The 19180-nt window shown below is 65.9% G+C and carries 20 protein-coding genes; 16 read left to right on the plus strand and 4 right to left on the minus strand.

The window, feature by feature from the left end; genetic code table 11:
- Window positions 1–12: 12 nt before the first annotated feature.
- The 4 genes from AC1VXD_RS06690 to flgA form a co-directional block, all read right to left on the minus strand.
- Window positions 13–1230: an ATP-binding protein gene (locus AC1VXD_RS06690; protein WP_108768822.1), complete on the minus strand. Its 1218-nt coding sequence runs from the start codon at window positions 1228–1230 to the stop codon at window positions 13–15.
- A 93-nt stretch (window positions 1231–1323) separates the two neighbouring features.
- Window positions 1324–1662 carry a flagellar protein FlgN gene (locus tag AC1VXD_RS06695; protein WP_482991412.1) on the minus strand — a complete coding sequence of 113 codons (339 nt, stop codon included), beginning with the start codon at window positions 1660–1662 and terminating at the stop codon, window positions 1324–1326.
- On the minus strand, window positions 1659–1964 hold the full coding sequence (gene flgM / locus AC1VXD_RS06700) for a flagellar biosynthesis anti-sigma factor FlgM (RefSeq protein ID WP_482991413.1): 306 nt from the start codon (window positions 1962–1964) through the stop codon (window positions 1659–1661). The genes AC1VXD_RS06695 and flgM overlap by 4 nt, the downstream gene beginning before the upstream one ends.
- A 75-nt stretch (window positions 1965–2039) precedes the next feature.
- Window positions 2040–2696 (minus strand): flagellar basal body P-ring formation chaperone FlgA, encoded by a 657-nt coding sequence (gene flgA / locus AC1VXD_RS06705; RefSeq protein WP_482991414.1) that lies wholly within the window; start codon window positions 2694–2696, stop codon window positions 2040–2042.
- Between the two features lie 154 nt (window positions 2697–2850).
- On the opposite strand from flgA, the gene AC1VXD_RS06710 reads away from it, so the two are divergent.
- From AC1VXD_RS06710 to fliS, 16 genes are all read left to right on the plus strand, one after another.
- The gene (locus tag AC1VXD_RS06710) at window positions 2851–3795 is read left to right on the plus strand and encodes a chemotaxis protein (protein WP_079221845.1); all 945 of its coding nucleotides are present in this window, start codon (window positions 2851–2853) and stop codon (window positions 3793–3795) included.
- A gap of 145 nt (window positions 3796–3940) precedes the next feature.
- The gene (gene flgB / locus AC1VXD_RS06715) at window positions 3941–4336 is read left to right on the plus strand and encodes a flagellar basal body rod protein FlgB (protein ID WP_482991415.1); all 396 of its coding nucleotides are present in this window, start codon (window positions 3941–3943) and stop codon (window positions 4334–4336) included.
- Between the two features lie 3 nt (window positions 4337–4339).
- Window positions 4340–4747 (plus strand): flagellar basal body rod protein FlgC, encoded by a 408-nt coding sequence (gene flgC / locus AC1VXD_RS06720; protein ID WP_313148365.1) that lies wholly within the window; start codon window positions 4340–4342, stop codon window positions 4745–4747.
- A gap of 23 nt (window positions 4748–4770) precedes the next feature.
- Window positions 4771–5451, plus strand: a complete 681-nt coding sequence (locus AC1VXD_RS06725; protein WP_482991416.1) for a flagellar hook assembly protein FlgD — start codon at window positions 4771–4773, stop codon at window positions 5449–5451.
- A 33-nt stretch (window positions 5452–5484) separates the two neighbouring features.
- Window positions 5485–6708, plus strand: a complete 1224-nt coding sequence (flgE, locus tag AC1VXD_RS06730) for a flagellar hook protein FlgE (protein WP_079221841.1) — start codon at window positions 5485–5487, stop codon at window positions 6706–6708.
- A 32-nt stretch (window positions 6709–6740) separates the two neighbouring features.
- Entirely contained in the window at window positions 6741–7490 is a 750-nt protein-coding gene (locus AC1VXD_RS06735; protein ID WP_482991417.1) for a flagellar basal body rod protein FlgF, read from the plus strand.
- A 103-nt stretch (window positions 7491–7593) separates the two neighbouring features.
- Window positions 7594–8379, plus strand: coding sequence for a flagellar basal-body rod protein FlgG (gene flgG / locus AC1VXD_RS06740; RefSeq protein ID WP_482991418.1), 786 nt, complete (start codon window positions 7594–7596; stop codon window positions 8377–8379).
- 22 nt (window positions 8380–8401) lie between these two features.
- On the plus strand, window positions 8402–9094 hold the full coding sequence (gene flgH / locus AC1VXD_RS06745) for a flagellar basal body L-ring protein FlgH (RefSeq protein WP_482991419.1): 693 nt from the start codon (window positions 8402–8404) through the stop codon (window positions 9092–9094).
- 2 nt (window positions 9095–9096) lie between these two features.
- Complete coding sequence (locus tag AC1VXD_RS06750) at window positions 9097–10239, plus strand: flagellar basal body P-ring protein FlgI (RefSeq protein WP_482991420.1); 1143 nt, start codon at window positions 9097–9099, stop codon at window positions 10237–10239.
- Window position 10240: 1 nt separating this feature from the next.
- The gene (locus AC1VXD_RS06755) at window positions 10241–11452 is read left to right on the plus strand and encodes a flagellar assembly peptidoglycan hydrolase FlgJ (protein WP_482991421.1); all 1212 of its coding nucleotides are present in this window, start codon (window positions 10241–10243) and stop codon (window positions 11450–11452) included.
- 8 nt (window positions 11453–11460) lie between these two features.
- Window positions 11461–13341, plus strand: a complete 1881-nt coding sequence (gene flgK / locus AC1VXD_RS06760) for a flagellar hook-associated protein FlgK (RefSeq protein ID WP_482991422.1) — start codon at window positions 11461–11463, stop codon at window positions 13339–13341.
- On the plus strand, window positions 13338–14543 hold the full coding sequence (gene flgL, locus AC1VXD_RS06765; RefSeq protein WP_482991423.1) for a flagellar hook-associated protein FlgL: 1206 nt from the start codon (window positions 13338–13340) through the stop codon (window positions 14541–14543). The genes flgK and flgL overlap by 4 nt, the downstream gene beginning before the upstream one ends.
- A gap of 68 nt (window positions 14544–14611) precedes the next feature.
- Window positions 14612–15754, plus strand: a complete 1143-nt coding sequence (locus tag AC1VXD_RS06770; RefSeq protein WP_481562503.1) for a flagellin — start codon at window positions 14612–14614, stop codon at window positions 15752–15754.
- A gap of 217 nt (window positions 15755–15971) precedes the next feature.
- Entirely contained in the window at window positions 15972–17111 is a 1140-nt protein-coding gene (locus AC1VXD_RS06775) for a flagellin (protein ID WP_482991424.1), read from the plus strand.
- Window positions 17112–17276: 165 nt separating this feature from the next.
- The gene (gene fliD, locus AC1VXD_RS06780) at window positions 17277–18626 is read left to right on the plus strand and encodes a flagellar filament capping protein FliD (RefSeq protein ID WP_482991425.1); all 1350 of its coding nucleotides are present in this window, start codon (window positions 17277–17279) and stop codon (window positions 18624–18626) included.
- Between the two features lie 122 nt (window positions 18627–18748).
- A complete protein-coding gene (fliS, locus tag AC1VXD_RS06785) occupies window positions 18749–19171 on the plus strand; it encodes a flagellar export chaperone FliS (RefSeq protein ID WP_482991426.1) in 423 nt (140 codons plus the stop codon).
- Window positions 19172–19180 lie beyond the last annotated feature (9 nt).

Genomic DNA, 19180 nt, shown 5'->3' on the forward strand with positions numbered 1-19180 from the left:
CGGCAGCCGCCGTCAGCGCGGCTGCTTGATCGGCAGAACCACCCGGAAGCGCGAGCCGACGCCGGGTGTGCTGTCCAGGTCGATGCGGCCGTGGTGCTTGTTGATGATGCTGTAAGAGATCGACAAGCCCAGGCCGGTGCCGCTGCCCACCGGCTTGGTGGTGAAGAACGGATCGAAGATGCGCTGGCGCAGTTCCGGCGAAATACCGCCGCCGGTGTCCTCGAACTCCACCCAGACCGTGTCGCCGTCCACGCCGGTACGCACGGTGATGGTGCCGCGCTCGGCGATCGCATGGCCGGCGTTGAGCAGCAGGTTCATGTAGACCTGGTTCAACTCCGAAGGGAGGCACTCCACCAGTGGCAGCTGGCCGAACTCACGGTGCAGGGTGACCTTGTACTTGAGCTCGTTCCAGATGATGTTGATGGTCGATTCCAGCCCGGAATGCAGGTCTACCAGCTTCCACGACTCGTCGCGGCCGGAATACGAGAAGTCCTTCAGGTCGCGCACGATGCGGGTCACCCGCTCGATGCCCTCGCGCGATTCCGCCATCAGCTGCGGCAGGTCGCGGCTGATGAAATCGATGTCCAGGCGGTCACGGATATCGTCGATTTCCGGGATCAGCGCCTTCGGATCCGGCGCGCGCAGAGCCCGCTCGTACGCTTCGATGACGGTGAACAGGCTGCGCAGGTATTCCTGCAGGCTGCCCAGGTTGGAGTGCACGTAGCCGATCGGGTTGTTGATCTCGTGCGCCACGCCGGCGGCGAGCTGGCCGATGGAGGCCATCTTTTCCGACTGCAGCAGCTTTTCCTGGGTGCCGTTGAGGCGCAGGTAGGCCTGCCGCAGTTCGGCGTGGCGCTGCTGCAGCTCGCGCTCGTAGTCTTCCTGCCCCTCGATGGGGCGGAACAGGGCCAGGTAGTGGCCGCTGCCCGGTTGGCCGTGGTGGTAGAGGTGGGCGATGACCACGCCCTCGCCGACCGGCAGGCTGCCGTTCCACTGCCCGTGCAGGCGCGCCTGCTCCAGTGCATCCGGCGGCAGCAGCTCACGCAGGCGCTGCGGCGCGGGCCCGGTGGTCTCGTTGCTGCCCAGCAGGTTCTGTGCGGCCGGATTGGCCAGGGCGACCTGCCCGTCTTCGGTGAACAGCAGCATGCCTTCGCGCACGCGCTCCAGCAGGGCCTGCAGCACCGGCTGCGGCGGAAGGGGGGCGGTAACCAGGGCGTTGGCGGCGGACACGGCGACTCGGGGGCTTGCGGACAAGCACCCAATATACGCGCTGCCGCGCCATCGCAGCAGCCCACCGGCTGCTGCCGGCGGCCGGTGGATCGATCAGGCGACGGCCAGTGGCCGGCGTGCGTTGACCGTGTGGGCCTGGCCCTTGGCGTCGTATGAGGACGATGCCTCGGTGCGGCCGAGCTGGCGCAGCGCCCAGTCCACCTCGCGGCGGCGGCGCGACAGCAGCACGCCGTTGGCGCGGTTGCGCTCGGCCAACGCCTGCAGCTGCTCGCCCTCGCCCACCGGCGGGGTGGTATCCAGGGCGCGCAGTGCTTCCAGCTTGGCGCCGGTCGCGCGGATCAGCGCGTGCACATCGTGCTCGACCAGGGCCTGATGTTCGACATCCAGGGCCTGGGAAAGTCGCTGAAGATGTTCACTCATTGCCGCGGTCATCCCTGCAGCTGCTGGTCCAGTTCGAGCATGCGCGATGCGATCGCGTCCGGATTGATCCTGTAGCTGCCGTTCTGCAGCGACTCGCGCACGGCGGCGACACGCTGGGTGTCGATGGCCGGGGCGGTGCTCAGCTCACGCTCGAGCGCCTGCAGGTTGGTGGCCTCGCCGGTCAGGCGCAGGCTGTCCGCAGCCTCCACCGGGCGCGCCGGTGCATCGCCGCTGACGCCGGGCTTGGTGGCCGGGGTCGTCACGCTGCGCAGTGCCTGGGGGACCTGCAGGTTGCCGTCGATTTTCTGGCTCATGGGGTGTCCTGGAGTTGCCGTTCACAAGGGATAACGGCCGCTGGGCCGTGATCTTTAGGGAAATCTCTTACTTTTTCAACGCGCCACGATTACGTCACCATGGGCGTCCACGGTCCCCTGCACGATGCGGCGGGAGGACAGGTTCTCTACCGAAACCCGGTCGTTCTCGCCCGCATCGCCCATCGCCCGGCCGGCAATGCGCACCTCGACCGAACCGCGCCGCGACACCAGCGCCACGCTGTCTCCTCGCTTGATGAGACGTTCGGTGACGAGGTCGTTGGCCGACAGCAGGCTTCCGGCCTGCAGGGGCCGACGGGCAATGCGACCGACCGCCGCGGCGGGATCGGACAGCACGGCGCCGGCGATCCGTGCGGCGTCACGCTGGACAGTGCTGATATCGGCCGCGGCCAGGGTTTCTCCAGTGGCAATGCCACGGGTGAGCACCAGCACGGCCTGGTTGCGGCGCACCTTCACCGGTACGAACAGGCGCCAGCCGCCGGCATCGGGGCAGCTGACCTCCACCGTGGTATTGGCGGTGGGCTGCACCTGCAGGGCCAACCCGCAGCGCGGCAGGCGCATTGCATCGGCCACCACGGCCTCGCCCTCGCTGCCGGCAGGCAGGGTCGACAGCGCCGCTGTACGGATGCTGGCGACCGGCTGCCAGTCGGCAGCGGCCGCCCATGGCGAGGCAAACGCCAGGGCGATGGCCAATAGAGATGTGATCAGGCGCATGGCGCCTCCTGTTCGGTAAGACCTGGCCGAGTGCGTGCAAGCGCCGTGCCAGAGGGAGGGATGCGACCCTACCAATCAGGCAGTCGACCAACGGTCGACTCTACCGATGCAGATACGCCTCAAGTTTGGCCGCCCCCACGCCGATAGAGCAGCCATGTCCCATGACCTGCTCAACCGGATCGACCAGCGGACCCGACTGGCCGGCCACAATCGCTTGGCGCTGCTGCTGTTCCGTCTCGGCGGACGTCAGCTTTTTGGCGTCAACGTCTTCAAGGTGCAGGAAGTCCTGCGCCGCCCGGAGCTGTTCCAGGTGCCCGGCCTGCCCGGCCAGTTCGCCGGCGTGGCCGACGTGCGGGGCCGCTCGGTGCCGGTACTGGACCTGGGACTGGCCATCGGCCACCCCGAGCGTGAGCCGGACGCGGACACCGCCCCCGGCTACCTGGTGGTGACCGAGTTCAACCGCTCGATCCAGGGCTTCCTGGTGAGCGGGGTCGAGCGCATCGTCAACATCGCGGTGGAGGACATCCACCCGCCGCCGGAGCTGGGCGCCGAATCGAGCTACCTGACCGCGGTGACCCGCTTCCAGGGCGAGCTGATCCAGGTGATCGACGTGGAAAGCGTGCTGGCCGACATCGCCCAGATCCGTGGCGAAGCCGTGCTGGACCCGACCATGGCCATGCCGGCCGACGCCCCGCAGCTGCAGGTGCTGGTGGTGGACGACTCGCGCGTGGCCCGCCAGCAGATCCGCAGCGTGCTGGACCAGCTGGGGGTGGGCGCCACCCTGCTCTCCGATGGCAAGCAGGCGTTGGACCACCTGCTGCAGATCCACGCTTCAGGCGAAAACCCGGCCGACCGCTACGCCATGGTGATCTCGGACATCGAGATGCCGGCCATGGACGGGTATACGCTGACGACGGAAATCCGGCGCCACGCCGGCCTGTCCGGGCTGTATGTGCTGCTGCACACCTCCCTGTCCGGCGTATTCAACAATGCGATGGTGGAACGCGTGGGCGCCAACGCCTTCGTGGCCAAGTACTCGCCGCATGAGCTGGCCGACTTCGTGCTGGACCGCCTGCGCAAGGTGGCAATGGCGGCGTAAGGCCGCCCCACGCGAACCCCCGCCGGGCGCGGCGCTACTGCGATCTCCCGCACCCCAGAGGTAGCGCCGGGCCATGCCCGGCGGCCCACACGCCTTTGGCACACCCCTTGCAGCTTCCCGGGCATCGTTCCCGTGGGAGTGCACCGTGCGCAACCTGATTACCGATTACCTGGGCGTGCATGCCCAGGCCATGCCGTTGCGCGAACAGCGGATGAAGCTGATCGCCAGCAACCTCGGCAATGCCGACACTCCCGGCTACAAGGCCCAGGACCTGGACTTCGACGCCGCCCTGCGCAATGCCCAGGGGCTGGACGCCAACGGCCTGATGACCACCACGAACGAGCAGCACTACCAGATCAGTAGTGGCCTGAACCCGTTCCAGGTGGCCCGCGAGGGCGTGCAGCCCAGTCTGGACGGCAACACCGTCGACCCCGATGCCGAGCGTGCTGCCTATGGCCGCGCCGCGCTGGAATACCGTGCCTCGCTCAGCTTTGTCGAGAGCAAGGTCCGTTCCATGCTCACCGCGATCACGGGGCAGTAAGCCATGAGCAACCTGCCGATCTTCGATATCGCCGGCTCCGCACTGCAGGCGCAGTCGGTGCGCATGAGCACCATCGCCTCCAACCTTTCCAACGCCGACAGCATCGCCGGCTCGGCCGACGCGGTCTACAAGCCGCTGGAGCCGATCTTCCAGGCCGTGACCAGCAAGACCGATCCGAACATCACCTCGGTGCAGGTCAAGGAAATCACCCAGAGCGATGCGGCGCCGATCAAGCGCTACGAGCCCGGCCATCCACTGGCCGATGCCGATGGCTACATCTACCAGCCCGACGTCGATCCGGTGGCGCAGATGGTCAACCTGATCTCGACCTCGCGCAATTACCAGGCGGGCGTGGAGATGTTGACCACCGCCAAGGAACTGGCCCTGGCCACCCTGACCATGGGCCGCTGAGGCGCGCCCGCGAGGACCACCGCATGACCACCGTCGCCACCCAGAGCAACCAGGACGTCTACGCCGCACTCGGCCTGAACGCCCCCAACAGCAACAGCACCAAGAAGAAGAACACGCTCGACCAGGCCGACTTCCTGCGCCTGATGACCGAGCAGCTGCAGCACCAGGATCCGCTGAAGCCGATGGACAACACGCAGATGGTCGCGCAGATGGCGCAGATGTCCACCGTGCAGGGCATCACCGACCTCAACACCTCGGTGAAGGGCTTCCAGGAATCGATGGCCAGCGACCAGGTACTGCGTGGCGCGGCACTGGTCGGCCATGAAGTGCTGGTGCCGTCTGAGAAGCTGGTACTCGAAGCGGAAGGCGATGTCAGCGGCACCGTCGCTGCACCGGCCGCTGGCATCGTCACCGTCGATGTCACCGATGCCAACGGGAGCAAGGTCACCTCGATCAGTGTCGAGGCCAGCGCCGCCGGTGAGGTCGCGTTCAAGTGGGACGGCAAGGACGCCAATGGCAAGCGCATGGAACCGGGCAAGTACTCCATCGTCGCCAACCACGTCGACACCGCGGGCACCAGCACCAAGCTCTCCACGTACGTGCAGGCACCAGTGGAAAGCGTGACCGTTGGTTCCGATGGCCTGTACCTGAACCTCAAGGGCCTGGGCACGGCCCCGATCGATTACGTGCTCCGCGTCAGCTGAGCCGCCCCCCCCGCATCTACCAGGAGCAATCCCATGGGCTTCAACGTCTCGCTGTCCGGCATCAACGCCGCCAATACCGACCTCAGCGTCACCGCCAACAACGTTGCCAACGTCAACACGGTCGGCTTCAAGCAGTCGCGCGCTGAATTCGCCGACCTGTTCGCCGCCACCAGCTACGGCCTGTCCAACAACCAGACCGGCTCGGGCGCGCGCGTCACCAACGTGGCGCAGCAGTTCATCCAGGGCAACAACGACCAGACCGGCCGCAGCCTGGACATGGCCATTTCCGGTGAGGGCTTCTTCACCATGAACATGAACGGCGCACGCGTCTATTCGCGCGCCGGCAACTTCCAGACCGACTCGGCCGGCTACGTGGTCAACCCGCAGGGCGCACGCCTGCAGGTCTTCGCACCCAATGCGGATGGCACCAGCTTCGACGCCGGCCGCCTGGTCGACCTGCAGCTGCTGACCACCGACAGCCCGCCCAAGCAGACCAGCGAAGTGAAGGTGGGCTTCACCCTGCCCGCCAACGCCAAGCAGCCCACGGTCGCCGATTTCGATCCGACCGATTCCAACAGCTACAACCAGTCCAGCGGTGGCATCACCGTCTATGACTCGCTGGGCGTGAGCCACATCCAGGTGTCCTACTTCGTCAAGGACGCCGCGACCAACGGCTGGACCGTGCACAACTACGTCGATGGCGAACCGGCCGGTACTCCGACCGCGATCGCGTTCGACAACAGCGGCAAGCTCACGACCCCGGCCGACGCCAAGATCAGCCTCGGCACGTTCACCCCCACCACGGGTGCGGGCGAACTGAACATGACGCTGGATATCAGCGGTTCGACCCAGTACGGCGAGAAGTTCGCCCTGCGCAACACGCAGCAGGACGGCTATGCGGCCGGCAAGCTCAACGAGATCACCGTGTCCGACAGCGGCGTGGTCTACGCGCGCTACTCCAATGGCGATGACAAACCGCTGGGCCAGGTCGCCCTGACCAGCTTCAACAACACCCAGGGCCTGGCGCAGAAGGGCAACAACCTGTGGGTGGAAACCTTCGAGTCGGGGACCCCGCGCACCGCCGCGCCTGACAGCTCCAACCTCGGCAAGATCCAGGCCGGCGCGCTGGAAGCATCGACCGTGGACCTGACCGAGCAGCTGGTGAACATGATCACCGCGCAGCGCAACTTCCAGGCCAACGCGCAGATGATCACCACGCAGGACCAGATCACCCAGACCGTCATCAACATCCGCTGATGACCTGCTGAACCTGTCACGGAACGCCCCCCATGGATAAAGCCCTTTACGTTGCGATGACCGGCGCCCGCGCCTCCCTGCAGGCGCAGGGAACGCTCAGCCACAACCTCGCCAACTCGGACACCCCCGGCTTCAAGGAAGCGCTGGCCAACACCGAAGCCTTCCCGATCCGTGGCCAGGGCTTTGCCTCGCGGGTGGATGCGCTGCACGTCGACGCCGGCTTCAACCGCACCGCCGGCGCGCAGCACATCACCGGCAAGCCGCTGGACCTGTCGCTGCAGACCGGCACCTGGCTGGCCGTGCAGGCCACCGACGGCAGCGAGGCCTACACCCGTGGCGCCGCGCTGTCGGTCACCCCGAACGGCCAGCTGGTGACCTCCAGCGGCCGTCCGGTGCTGGATGACAACAACAACCCCATCGCCATTCCGCCCTACCAGGCGATGGAAGTGGGCAACGACGGCACGATCTCGATCATCCCCCAGGGCGAAGGCCCGCAGACGATGGCGATGATCGGCCGCATCAAGATCGTGCAGGCCGCCGACGAACGCCTGGAGCGTCGCCTTGACGGCCTGTTCGCCAACACCGATCCGCAGCAGCCGTTCGTGCAGGCACAGGGACCGACGGTGCACAGCGGCCAGCTGGAAGGCAGCAACGTCGATGCCGCCGGCGCACTGGTGCAGATGATCCAGCTGCAGCGCCAGTACGAAATGCAGGTGCAGGTGATCAAGCACGGTGACGAGAACGCGCGCAGCGCCAACAGTCTGCTGCGCTTGGGCGGCTGACGGAATTCCGGCACCGGCACGCGCCGTTGCTGGCACGCCGCTTGCACTGCTTTACACAAGGGCCGCACCGCGCGGCCGGCTTCACCCAGACAGGACTTCGAAGATGAACCAGGCACTGTGGATCGCGAAAACCGGACTGGATGCGCAGCAGATGCGCATGTCGGTGGTTTCCAACAACCTCGCCAACACCAACACCACCGGCTTCAAGCAGGACCGCGCCAGTTTCGAGGACCTGTTGTACCAGCAGGTGCGCCAGCCTGGCGGCGCATCGTCGGCGCAGACGCAGCTGCCGACCGGCCTGCAGATCGGTACGGGCGTGCGCGTGGTGGCCACCGCCAAGAACTTCGAACAGGGCAGCCAGCAGCAGACGGGCCGCGCCTTGGACGTGATGGTCAACGGCCGCGGCTTCTTCGAAGTGCAGATGGCCGATGGCAGCTCCGCTTACACGCGTGATGGCTCGTTCAAGATCAACCAGGACGGCGAGCTGGTCACCAACAGCGGTTACCCGGTACAGCCGGGCATCCAGATTCCGGAAGGCGCGCAGTCGCTGACCATCGGCAGCGACGGCACCATCAGCGTGAAGATGGCCGACAACGCAGCCAACGTGGAAATCGGCGCACTGACGCTGACCGACTTCGTCAACCCGGCGGGCCTGCAGGCCCGCGGCGAAAACCTGTTCCTCGAAACCACCGCATCGGGCCCGGCCCAGAACGGCAACCCCGGCCTGAACGGCCTGGGCAATGTGGTGCAGGGCGCACTGGAAGGCAGCAACGTCAACGTGGTGGAAGAGTTGGTCTCGATGATTGAAACCCAGCGCGCCTACGAAATGAACGCCAAGGCCATTTCCACCACCGACGCGATGCTCGGCTACCTGAACCAGAACGTCTGACCGACGCAAACGGATGATCGCCATGTCGCCCCTTTTCAAACTTGCCCGCATCGCCCTGCCCTGCGCCGTGGCCGCCCTGCTTGGCGGCTGCGTGATCGCCGGTGACGTACGGCCGTATCCGGCGATGGCGCCGATCCAGCCGATCATGCCGCCGCAGGCCGCGCCGACCGCCGGTGCGATCTACGCCGCCGGCCCCACGCTGCAGCTGTATTCGGACCGTCGCGCCCGCGATGTCGGCGACCTGCTGACCATCACCCTGCTGGAAAACACCACCGCCACCACCAGCGCCAACACCGCGACCAACAAGGAATCGAACCTGAGCATCGGCACGCCGTCGATTTTCGGTGCACCGGTCACCCTCGGCGGCAAGGACATCCTCAGCGCCACCGCCAGTGGCAAGCGTGACTTCACTGGCAAAGGCAACAGCGCGCAGAGCAACCGCCTGCAGGGCAGCGTGACGGTGACCGTGGTGCAGCGCCTGCCCAACGGCAACCTGGTGGTGCAGGGACAGAAGAACCTGCGGCTGAACCAGGGCGATGAGCTGGTACAGGTGCAGGGCATCGTGCGCCCGGCCGACATCGCGCAGGACAACAGCATTCCCTCCAGCCGCGTGGCCGACGCCCGCATCGTCTACGGCGGCCGCGGCCCGGTCGCGCAATCCAACGCGATGGGCTGGCTGAGCCGCTTCTTCAACTCCGGCCTGACGCCGTTCTGAGCATGGCCATGAACTCTCTCTTCTCTTCCGCCTGGCAGCGTCGCCTCGCCGCGTGCGTCGGCGTATTGGTCCTGGCAGTGGCCGTGGCGGCACCGGCCAGCGCCGAACGCATCAAGGACCTGGCCCAGGTCGGAGGCGTGCGTGGCAATGCCTTGGTGGGCTACGGCCTGGTGGTCGGCCTGGATGGCAGCGGTGACCGCACCAGCCAGGCGCCCTTCACCGTGCAGAGCCTGAAGAATCTTCTGGGCGAGCTGGGCGTGAACGTGCCGGCCAACGTCAACCCGCAGCTGAAGAACGTGGCCGCCGTGGCGATCCACGCCGAGCTGCCGGCCTTCGCCAAGCCGGGCCAGCCGATCGACATAACCGTGTCTTCCATCGGCAATGCGGTATCGCTGCGCGGCGGCTCGCTGTTGATGGCGCCGCTGCGCGGCGCCGACGGGCAGATCTATGCGATCGCCCAAGGCAACCTGATCGTCGGTGGGTTCGGCGCACAGGGCAAGGATGGTTCGCGCGTCTCGGTGAACGTGCCCAGCGTCGGCCGCATTCCCAACGGCGCGACCGTCGAGCGTGCCTTGCCCGATCCGCTGGCCAACGGCGGCGACATCACGCTGAACCTGCACAACGGCGATTTCACCACCGTCTCGCGCATGGTGGCCGCACTCAACAACGCCTTCGGCGAAGGCGCTGCGCGTGCCGTCGATGGCGTGACCGTGGCCGTGGCCGCACCGACCGATCCGGGCGCACGCATCGGCCTGCTGGCCCGCATCGAGAACCTGGAACTGACCCCCGGCAGCGCACCAGCCAAGGTGGTGGTGAATTCGCGCACCGGCACTGTGGTCATCGGCCAGCAGGTGCGTGTCGGACCGGCCGCGATCTCGCACGGTTCGCTGACGGTCACCATCCAGGAGAACGCCAACGTCAGCCAGCCCAACGCCTTCGGCGGCGGGCAGACCGTGGTCACCCCGCAGTCGACCGTCACCGCCACCAACGATGGCAGCCGCATGTTCAAGTTCAACGGCGGCACCACGCTGGATGAAATCGTGCATGCCGTGAACGCCGTGGGTGCTGCCCCGGGCGACCTGATCGCGATCCTGGAAGCACTGAAGCAGGCCGGTGCGCTGAGCGCCGAGCTCGAGGTGATCTGACATGCGCATCAATCCCGCCTTTGACCTCAATCCTGTACAGCAGAACGACCCGGCCAAGATCGACAAGGTCGCTCGCCAGCTGGAAGGCCAGTTCGCACAGATGCTGGTCAAGAGCATGCGTGATGCCAGCTTTGGTGATTCGCTGTTCCCCGGTGAAAACAAGATGTTCCGGGAGATGTACGACCAGAAGATCGCCGAGGCGATGACCCGCGGCAAGGGCCTGGGCCTGTCGTCGATGATTAGCCGCCAACTGTCCGGCCAGCAGGCCGATGGCCCGGCGCTGGACACCCGCGTGGACCCGGCCAAGGCCAGCCGCGCGTACCAGTTGAATGCACCGGCCAAGGCGGCACCCTCGCTGTCGCTGGACGATGCCAGCCAAGCCGTGCGCATGCTGCAGCAGATGGCGGCAGGCGCCCAGGAGGGCGCGCAGGCCGCGGCCAGCCCCGCTCTGGCACCGATGGAGCAGGCACTGGACCTGATTGCCGGCCGCGACAGCAGCAGCATGCACCGTTCGCTGGGCACGAGCGATCCGTACGCCAGCAGCATCGACGGCGACGATTGGGCGGCCAGCAACGACCAGTGGGCGGCCACCGCCAGCAACCGCGGCAGCATGGCCACGCCAGCCGATGCCCTGGCCACCCGCAACGCCGTGGCCCAGCTGGGCGCGAACACGCCCGAAGGATTCGTGGCCAGCATCTGGGGCCACGCACAGAGCGCGGCCAAGGAGCTGGGCGTGGATGCCCGCGCCCTGGTGGCCCAGGCCGCGCTGGAAACCGGCTGGGGCAAGCGCCAGATCAAGCACGCCGACGGCAGCACCTCGCACAACCTGTTCGGCATCAAGGCCACCGGCTGGAAGGGCCAGAGCGCCGTCGCCGGCACCCACGAGTATGTCGATGGCGTGCGCCGTAACGAAACGGCCAGCTTCCGCGCCTACAGCACGCCCGCCGAGAGCTTCGCCGACTACGTGCGCCTGCTGAAGACCAGCCCGCGCTATCAGCAGGCCCTGCAGGCAGGCACCGACGTGCAGGGCTTCGCCCGCGGCCTGCAGCGCGCCGGCTACGCCACCGATCCGCGCTACGGGGCCAAGATCGCCGCGATCGCTGGCGGCCCGACCATCGAGCGCGCCGTGGCCGCCGTGGCCGACGCCGGCACGCGCCTTGGCCAGACCTTCGCCAGCACCGCGACTGCGGCGCTGGGTATCACCCGTCGTTGAGGAACCCCATGTCCAGCGTCCTTTCCACCGGTACCAGTGCCCTGCTCGCCTTCCAGCGTGCGTTGGCGACCACCAGCCATAACGTCGCCAACATCAACACGGCCGGCTACAGCCGGCAGAAGGTGGACTTCGCCACCGCCGATCCGCAGAACTACGGCTACGGTGACGTCGGCAACGGTACCCGTATCGTCGACATCCGCCGCACGGCCGACCAGCTGGCGATCTCGCGGCTGCTCGACAGCAGCGGTGAACTGGCGCGCCTGAAGCAGCTGTCGACCATGGCCGACCGGGTCGATGCGCTGTTCTCCGATTCGGCCACGAATGTCGCCGGTGTCTGGTCCAACTTCTTCGATTCTGTCAGCGGCCTGTCTTCCAATGCGTCCGGCAGCGCTGACCGCCAGAACGTGCTGGACAGCGCCAACACCCTGGCCAACCGCTTCCAGCAGCTGAACACCAGCCTCAACACGCTCAACAGCGAGGTCAACAACGGCCTGACCGCCGCGGCGACCGAGATCAACCGCCTGGCTGCCGAGATCGCCCAGCTCAACGGCGCCATCGGCGGCAACGCCACCACCGCAGCACCGGACCTGCTGGATCGCCGTGACCAGCTGATCGCCAACCTGGTGGGCTACACCGGCGGCACCGCCGTGGCCCAGGACGGCGGCACCCTGAACGTCTACACCGCCGGCGGCCAGGCCCTGGTTGTCGGCACCACGGCATCGAAGGTGACCACCGTCACCGACCCGTACCAGCCCGAGCGCCTGCAGCTGGCGCTGGAAAGCCAGGGCGTGAAGATCACCCTCGACCCGAAGTCGCTCGGCGGCCAGGTCGGCGGCATGCTCGAATTCCGCGAGACCGTGCTGACCCCGGCCCAGGCCGAGCTCGGCAAGCTGGCCATCGGCCTGGCCAGCACGTTCAACGAGTCGCACCGCAACGGCGTGGACCTGTACGGCAACATGGGTGGCGACCTGTTCAACATCGGCAGCCCGCGCGTCACCAACAGCACTAGCAATACCGGCACCGCATCGATCACCGCCAGCTACGGCGACCTGTCCGCCCTGGATGCGCAGAACATCGTGCTGAAGTACAACGGCAGCCAGTGGCAGGCCGTGCGGTCGGACACCGGCGCCAGCGTGGCGATGACCGGCACCGGTACCGCAGCTGATCCGCTGGTGGTGAACGGCGTGGAGCTGGTGGTCAGCGGCACCCCGGCCACCAACGATCGCTTCCTGCTGCAGCCCACCGCGGGCGTGGCCGGCAGCATCAGTGTGGCCATCACCGATACCTCGCGCCTGGCGGCTGCGGCGCCGGTGAAGGGCAGTGCCGCGCTGGCCAACACCGGCACCGGCAAGGTGACCGACGTCAAGGTGACCGACGCCAGCAATGCCGATCTGCGCAACGCAGCCTCGATCGTGTTCACCTCGGGTACCGAGTACACCATCGACGGCGACGGCCCGTTCACCTACACCCCCGGGCAGACGATTTCCGCCAACGGCTGGAGCTTCGTCCTGGACGGTGCTCCAAAGGCCGGCGACGTCTTCAACATCGATCCGACCCCGGTCGGCTCGTCCGACAACAGCAATTCGCTGGCGATGGCCAAGGTCGAGGATGCCAAGGCATTCAACGCCGGCACCATCACCCTCAGTGGCGCACTGGGCGGCCTAACTACCCAGGTCGGCGCCGCCGCCCGCGCCGCCGAGTACTCGCTCGATGCGCAGCAGGTGATCACCGACCAGGCGCAGTCTGCACGTGACTCGATCTCCGGCGTGAACCTGGATGAGGAAGCGGCCGACATGCTGCGCCTGCAACAGGCCTACCAGGCGGCATCGCAGCTGATTTCCACCGCCGACAACATGTTCCAGACCATCCTCGGAGCCGTATCGCGATGAACAACCGTGTCTCTACCGGGATGATGTTCAACCAGTCCGTCTCGCTGATGCTTTCGCGCCAATCGAAGCTGCACCACATGGAGCAGCAGATTGCCACCGGAAGCCGCCTGGTCAGCGCGAAGGACGATCCTGTCGCAGCAGGCAGCGCAGTGGGCCTGGACCGTGCCGTGGCCGCACTTGCGCAGTTCGAGCTGAACGGCAACGCCGTGCAGAATCGCCTTGGCCTGCAGGAGAACGCCCTGCAGCAGGCCGGCGAGCTGATGGCGCGGGTCAACGAACTGACCTTGCAGGCCAGCAACGGCACGCTGTCTGCAGATGACAGAAAGACCATCGCTGCTGAAATCGACAGCATCCACGACAGTCTGCTGGCGCTGGCCAACACCCAGGACGGCAATGGCCGCTACCTGTTCGCCGGCACCGCGGATGACTCGACTGCCTTCACCCTCAGCGGCGGAAAAGTCACTTACAACGGTGACCAGACCCAGCGCAGCATGGAAATCGCACCAGACACCTTCGTGAAGGATGCGCAGAACGGCGCAGAAGTGTTCATGCGAATCCCCACCGGCGATGGCACCCTGGATGGCAGCGCTGCCACGGGCAACGCAGGCAACGGCGTGCTGTCCAACTTCGGCCGCGACACCGCAAGCGGTGACTGGAACGGCAGCAGCTACAGCGTGGTGTTCGGCGCAGACAACACCTACACGGTGACTGATGCCCAGGGAGCCGTCGTGTCCACCGGCACCCGCGCAGAAGGCGAAGACATCACGTTCGCAGGCGTGCGGATGCGCATCGATGGCACGCCGGTTGCAGGTGACTCATTCAGTATCGGCGCCTCCAGCACCCGCGACATCTTCGCCACGCTGAAAGGGCTCTCTTCGGCACTGACGGCAGATACCGGAAGCGGCAACGGCCAGACCGTGCAGAACAACGCTCTCCAGGCTGCCATCCGCGATGTATCGCGCGCATCGGAAAACATGATCGATGCGCGTGCCAATGGCGGCTCGCAGCTCAGCGCGATCGACGCCGCCACCAATGTCCGTGATGCCAATGAAGTGACCCTCAAGTCCACCCTTTCCTCGCTTCGCGACGTCGATTACGCCGAGGTCATCAGCCAATACAAGATCGAGAGTGCAGCACTGCAGGCGGCGCAGACCGTCTTCAGCCAGATCCAGTCAATGTCCTTGTTCAACATCATCCGCTGAACCTGCGCCACGCGGCGCATTCCCCCGAAACACCAATCAAACGCAGTACCAAACCGGAGTAGATAGAAATGGCACAAGTCATCAACACCAACGTGATGTCGCTCAATGCCCAGCGCAACCTGACGACCAGCGGCAACAGCCTGGCCACCAGCATCCAGCGCCTGTCGTCGGGCCTGCGCATCAACAGCGCAAAGGACGATGCCGCCGGCCTGGCGATCTCCGAGCGTTTCACCACCCAGATCCGCGGCCTCGACGTTGCAGTCCGCAACGCAAACGATGGCATCTCGCTGGCGCAGACTGCCGAAGGCGCGCTGTCGGAGATCGGCAACAACCTGCAGCGCATCCGTGAACTTGCCGTGCAGGCCTCCAACGGCACCAACAGCCAGACCGACCGCGAAGCCCTGGACAAGGAAGTGGCGCAGCTGAAGTCGGAAATCCAGCGCGTTGCCGAGCAGACCAACTTCAACGGCACCAAGCTACTGGATGGTTCGTTCGCAGGCGTCGCCTTCCAGGTGGGTGCCAACGCCGGTGAAACCATCTCGATCAGCAGCATCGCCAATGCGCAGCTGGCCACTCTGGGCGGCGAGACCACCCGCTTCAGCGCCAATGTGCTGGCGAGCAGCATCACCGACCTGGACGCTGTGCCGGCCGGCGGCCTGACCATCAACGGCGTCGACGTGGGTGCCATCGACGCGGCGGCCAACTCGCAGGAGCGATCCAGCCAGGTCGTGGAAGCCATCAACCGCGTGTCGTCGCAGACCAAGGTCGGCGCGTCGTACAACGCAACCACCGGCGAAATCACCCTGACCGGCAGCGCCAACTTCACCATCGCCGGTACCGCGACCGCCGACGCAGTGGGCGTCGCCGGCGTCACCCCCACCGACACCACCACCACGGGCCTGGGCGCCCTGAACGTGAACAGTTTCGCTTCGGCGCAGATGGCCATTGATCAGATCGACAACGCGCTGAAGGAAGTGAACACCGCCCGCGCCGACCTCGGTGCCGTGCAGAACCGGTTCACCTCCACCATCGTGAATCTGCAGACTACCTCGGAAAACATGTCCGCTGCGCGCAGCCGCATCCGTGACACCGACTACGCAAAGGAAACCGCCGAACTGACCCGCAACCAGATCCTGCAGCAGGCAGGCACGGCGATGCTGGCCCAGGCCAACACCTCCCCGCAGTCGGTGATGACGCTGCTGCAGCAGTAAATGTGTGTGCTTTGAACCCACGCAAGGGGCCCTTCTCAGGGCCCTTTTCGTTTCTGCGGGGCGCACTGGCAGGCGGCAATCGCAAAAATTGCGTATTGGGGCCTAAAGCGGGGATGGGCACTGCCGTTATTGATTTCAGCAGCGGCAAGGTCAGTCCCCTCTGCGAACGGTCCGGCGACACCTTGCCGGTTCATACGCCCTAAAGGAAGAAGCCACCATGGCACAAGTCATCAACACCAATGTTATGTCGCTGAACGCCCAGCGCAACCTGTCCTCCAGCGGCAGCAGCCTGGCGACCAGCATCCAGCGCCTGTCCTCGGGCCTGCGCATCAACAGCGCCAAGGACGACGCCGCCGGCCTGGCCATCTCCGAGCGCTTCACCTCGCAGATCCGTGGCCTGGACCAGTCCGTCCGCAACGCCAACGACGGTATCTCGCTGGCGCAGACCGCTGAAGGCGCGCTGTCGGAAATCGGCAACAACCTGCAGCGTATCCGTGAGCTGGCCGTGCAGGCCTCCAACGGCACCAACAGCCAGACTGACCGCGACGCCCTGAACAAGGAAGTGACGCAGCTGAAGGCTGAAATCCAGCGTGTCTCGGAGCAGACCAACTTCAACGGCACCAAGCTGCTGGATGGTTCGTTCAAGAGCGTTGCCTTCCAGGTTGGCGCCAACTCCGGCGAGACCATCTCCATCTCCAGCATCGCCAATGCACAGGTTGCGCAGCTGGGTGGCGTCACCAACCGCTTCACCGCGAACGTCGACTCCGGCGACATCACCGACCTCGACGCCCAGGTTGCTGGCGCCCTGACCATCAACGGCATCGACGTGGGTGCCATCGATGCCGCCGCAAACTCGCAGGAGCGTGCCGGTCAGGTCGTCGAAGCGATCAACCGCGTTTCCTCGCAGAGCAAGGTTTCGGCCTCGTACAACAGCACCACGGGTGAAATCACCCTGACCAGCGCAACCACCTTCACCGTCGCCGGCACCGGTGCCGCTGATGCTCTGGGCGTCAGCGGCGCAACTGCCACCGCTGCCAGCGAGACCGGCATTGCCGACCTGAACGTCAGCGGCTTCGCCTCGGCGCAGATGGCCATCGACCAGATCGACAACGCCCTGAAGGAAGTGAACACCGCCCGCGCCGACCTGGGTGCCATCCAGAACCGCTTCAGCTCGGTGGTCACCAACCTGCAGACCAGCTCGGAAAACATGGCCGCTTCGCGCAGCCGCATCCGCGATACCGACTATGCCAAGGAAACTGCGGAACTGACCCGCAACCAGATCCTGCAGCAGGCCGGTACCGCCATGCTGGCCCAGGCCAACAGCTCCTCGCAGAGCGTGCTGAGCCTGCTCCAGTAACGGAACGCAAGCCAGTGGAACCACGAGGCCCGCGCAAGCGGGCCTCGTGCGTTCTGGCATGGGCCTTGCAGGATGCTGTGCATGGGACGGCCCTAAAGACGCGGGCCGCCCCTGCCGATAACCCCTGCGTGCGCTCATCGCGCGCTTTCCACCCAAGGACCTCCCATGGCCACCTCCTCCCTCTACTCGATCGGTTCGGGCCTCGACATCCCCACCCTGGTCTCGCAGCTTGTCGCCGCTGAACGCGCGCCTGCCGAGAACCGCATCAATGCGGCGGGCACGGCCGCCACGGCCAAGGTTTCCGCGCTGGGCAACATCAAGAGCGCCATGGACAACCTGCAGACCGCGCTGACCAACCTGACCAAGGACACGGATACCCGCACCCGCAAGGCCAGCGTCGCCGATGGGTCCGGCTTCACCGCAAGTGCAGGCACCGGCGCCTCGATCGGCAGTTACGACATCGAGGTGGTGAGCCTGGCCACCAGCCAGAAGCTCAGCTCGAGCGCATTCAGCAAAACCGAGACCGTGGGCGAAGGGTCCCTCAGCATTGCCTATGGCAGCAAGACCCTCAACATCGACGTCGCGGCAGGCCACACATTGTCCGACATCGCAAAATCGATCAATGCTGCTGCGGGGGGCAAGGGTGTCACTGCCTCCGTCGTGACCGCCGACGATGGACAGCACCTTGTCCTGACTGCACTGGACAGCGGCACCGCTGGCAAGATGACGATCACGGCCAATGGCGCTGGCCGCCTCGGCGATCTTGCCTTCGACAGCCAGGGCGGCGCAGGCATGACCGAGACGATCAAGGCCACCGACGCGGTGATCAAGGTCGATGGCCAGACCCGCACCTCCAGCTCGAACACGCTGACCGACGTCATCCCCGACGTCACGCTGACACTGAGCGCCGTGACCACCGGTGGCGCCAAAACGCTGACAGTCAAGGAAGACAACACCGTATTGAAGACCGACCTGCAGGCGCTGGTCACCACCTACAACAGCGTCCAGTCGATCCTCAAGTCGTCCAGCGCATTCAACGTAACCGCAGGAACCAGCTCGGCGCTGACCGGCGACTCGATGGTGCGCGGCGCACAGACCCAGCTGCGCAACCTGGTCAGCACAAACGTGGCCGACCTCAAGACCCTGGGCGTCACCATCGCGACCGACGGCACGCTGACCTTCGACAGCGCCGCCTTTGATACGGGCATTGCCAAGGACCCGACGGCCGCAACGCGTGTGTTCGGTGCTGACGGCAGCATCACCGATCCATTGAAGAGCATGCTCGACGCCAACCTCAACAGCACCAACGGCATGATCACCCAGCGCACCACCACGCTGAACAAGGAGATCAAGCGCCTGGAAGCCGAGCTGGACAACCTGGACATGCGCATGGAGAAGGTGTCCGACAACTACACCAAGCAGTTCACTGCCATGGATACGCTGGTCGCGCAGCTGCAGAAGACCAGTGACTACCTGACCCAGCAGCTTTCCAACAACAGCAGTTCGAGCAAGTAAGCGCGGCCAGGCCTCAAGCCCGACCGCATGCGTGCCGATAACGTATCAAGTTCGCCAGCCTTCCCCGCGCCCTGCAACAAATCGTTGCCGCGACGCGGACGGCTACAAAGGAGAAACTCACAGTGTACGGCTCCAGTCGCCAGCACGCAGATCAGTACCGCAAAGTCGGCGTCACGTCGGCAGTCTCGGATGCAGACCCCCACAAGCTGGTCGCCCTGCTTCTGGCTGGCGCCTGCGAGCGCCTGCGCCTGGCCCAGGCCTGCATCGAGCGCGGCGATACGACCCGGAAGGGTCTCGCCATCGGCCAGGTCTGCTCCATCATCGGCCACCTCAATGGTTCGCTCGACCACAACGCGGGTGGTGACATCGCCGGCAACCTGTCATCACTCTACGACTACGTCCTGCACCGGTTGACCGAAGCCAACCTCAACAGCGATGCAGTTGCACTGCAGGACGCACTGCAGGTCATGACCGAAATAGAAGCCGCGTGGCTTGCAATTCCGGCGGCGACCCGCAATGCACCGCAACCGCTCGCCGAGGCTTGACATGGGTTA

Source organism: Stenotrophomonas sp. STEN054, assembly GCF_056854535.1.

Coding starts and splice junctions, on each gene's coding strand:
- AC1VXD_RS06695 (WP_482991412.1), bottom strand. CDS start 1,662: ATGACCGCGGCAATGAGTGAACATCTTCAGCGACTTTCCCAGGCCCTG.
- flgM (WP_482991413.1), bottom strand. CDS start 1,964: ATGAGCCAGAAAATCGACGGCAACCTGCAGGTCCCCCAGGCACTGCGC.
- flgA (WP_482991414.1), bottom strand. CDS start 2,696: ATGCGCCTGATCACATCTCTATTGGCCATCGCCCTGGCGTTTGCCTCG.
- AC1VXD_RS06710 (WP_079221845.1), top strand. CDS start 2,851: ATGTCCCATGACCTGCTCAACCGGATCGACCAGCGGACCCGACTGGCC.
- flgC (WP_313148365.1), top strand. CDS start 4,340: ATGAGCAACCTGCCGATCTTCGATATCGCCGGCTCCGCACTGCAGGCG.
- AC1VXD_RS06725 (WP_482991416.1), top strand. CDS start 4,771: ATGACCACCGTCGCCACCCAGAGCAACCAGGACGTCTACGCCGCACTC.
- flgE (WP_079221841.1), top strand. CDS start 5,485: ATGGGCTTCAACGTCTCGCTGTCCGGCATCAACGCCGCCAATACCGAC.
- AC1VXD_RS06735 (WP_482991417.1), top strand. CDS start 6,741: ATGGATAAAGCCCTTTACGTTGCGATGACCGGCGCCCGCGCCTCCCTG.
- flgG (WP_482991418.1), top strand. CDS start 7,594: ATGAACCAGGCACTGTGGATCGCGAAAACCGGACTGGATGCGCAGCAG.
- flgH (WP_482991419.1), top strand. CDS start 8,402: ATGTCGCCCCTTTTCAAACTTGCCCGCATCGCCCTGCCCTGCGCCGTG.
- AC1VXD_RS06750 (WP_482991420.1), top strand. CDS start 9,097: ATGGCCATGAACTCTCTCTTCTCTTCCGCCTGGCAGCGTCGCCTCGCC.
- AC1VXD_RS06755 (WP_482991421.1), top strand. CDS start 10,241: ATGCGCATCAATCCCGCCTTTGACCTCAATCCTGTACAGCAGAACGAC.
- flgK (WP_482991422.1), top strand. CDS start 11,461: ATGTCCAGCGTCCTTTCCACCGGTACCAGTGCCCTGCTCGCCTTCCAG.
- flgL (WP_482991423.1), top strand. CDS start 13,338: ATGAACAACCGTGTCTCTACCGGGATGATGTTCAACCAGTCCGTCTCG.
- AC1VXD_RS06770 (WP_481562503.1), top strand. CDS start 14,612: ATGGCACAAGTCATCAACACCAACGTGATGTCGCTCAATGCCCAGCGC.
- AC1VXD_RS06775 (WP_482991424.1), top strand. CDS start 15,972: ATGGCACAAGTCATCAACACCAATGTTATGTCGCTGAACGCCCAGCGC.
- fliD (WP_482991425.1), top strand. CDS start 17,277: ATGGCCACCTCCTCCCTCTACTCGATCGGTTCGGGCCTCGACATCCCC.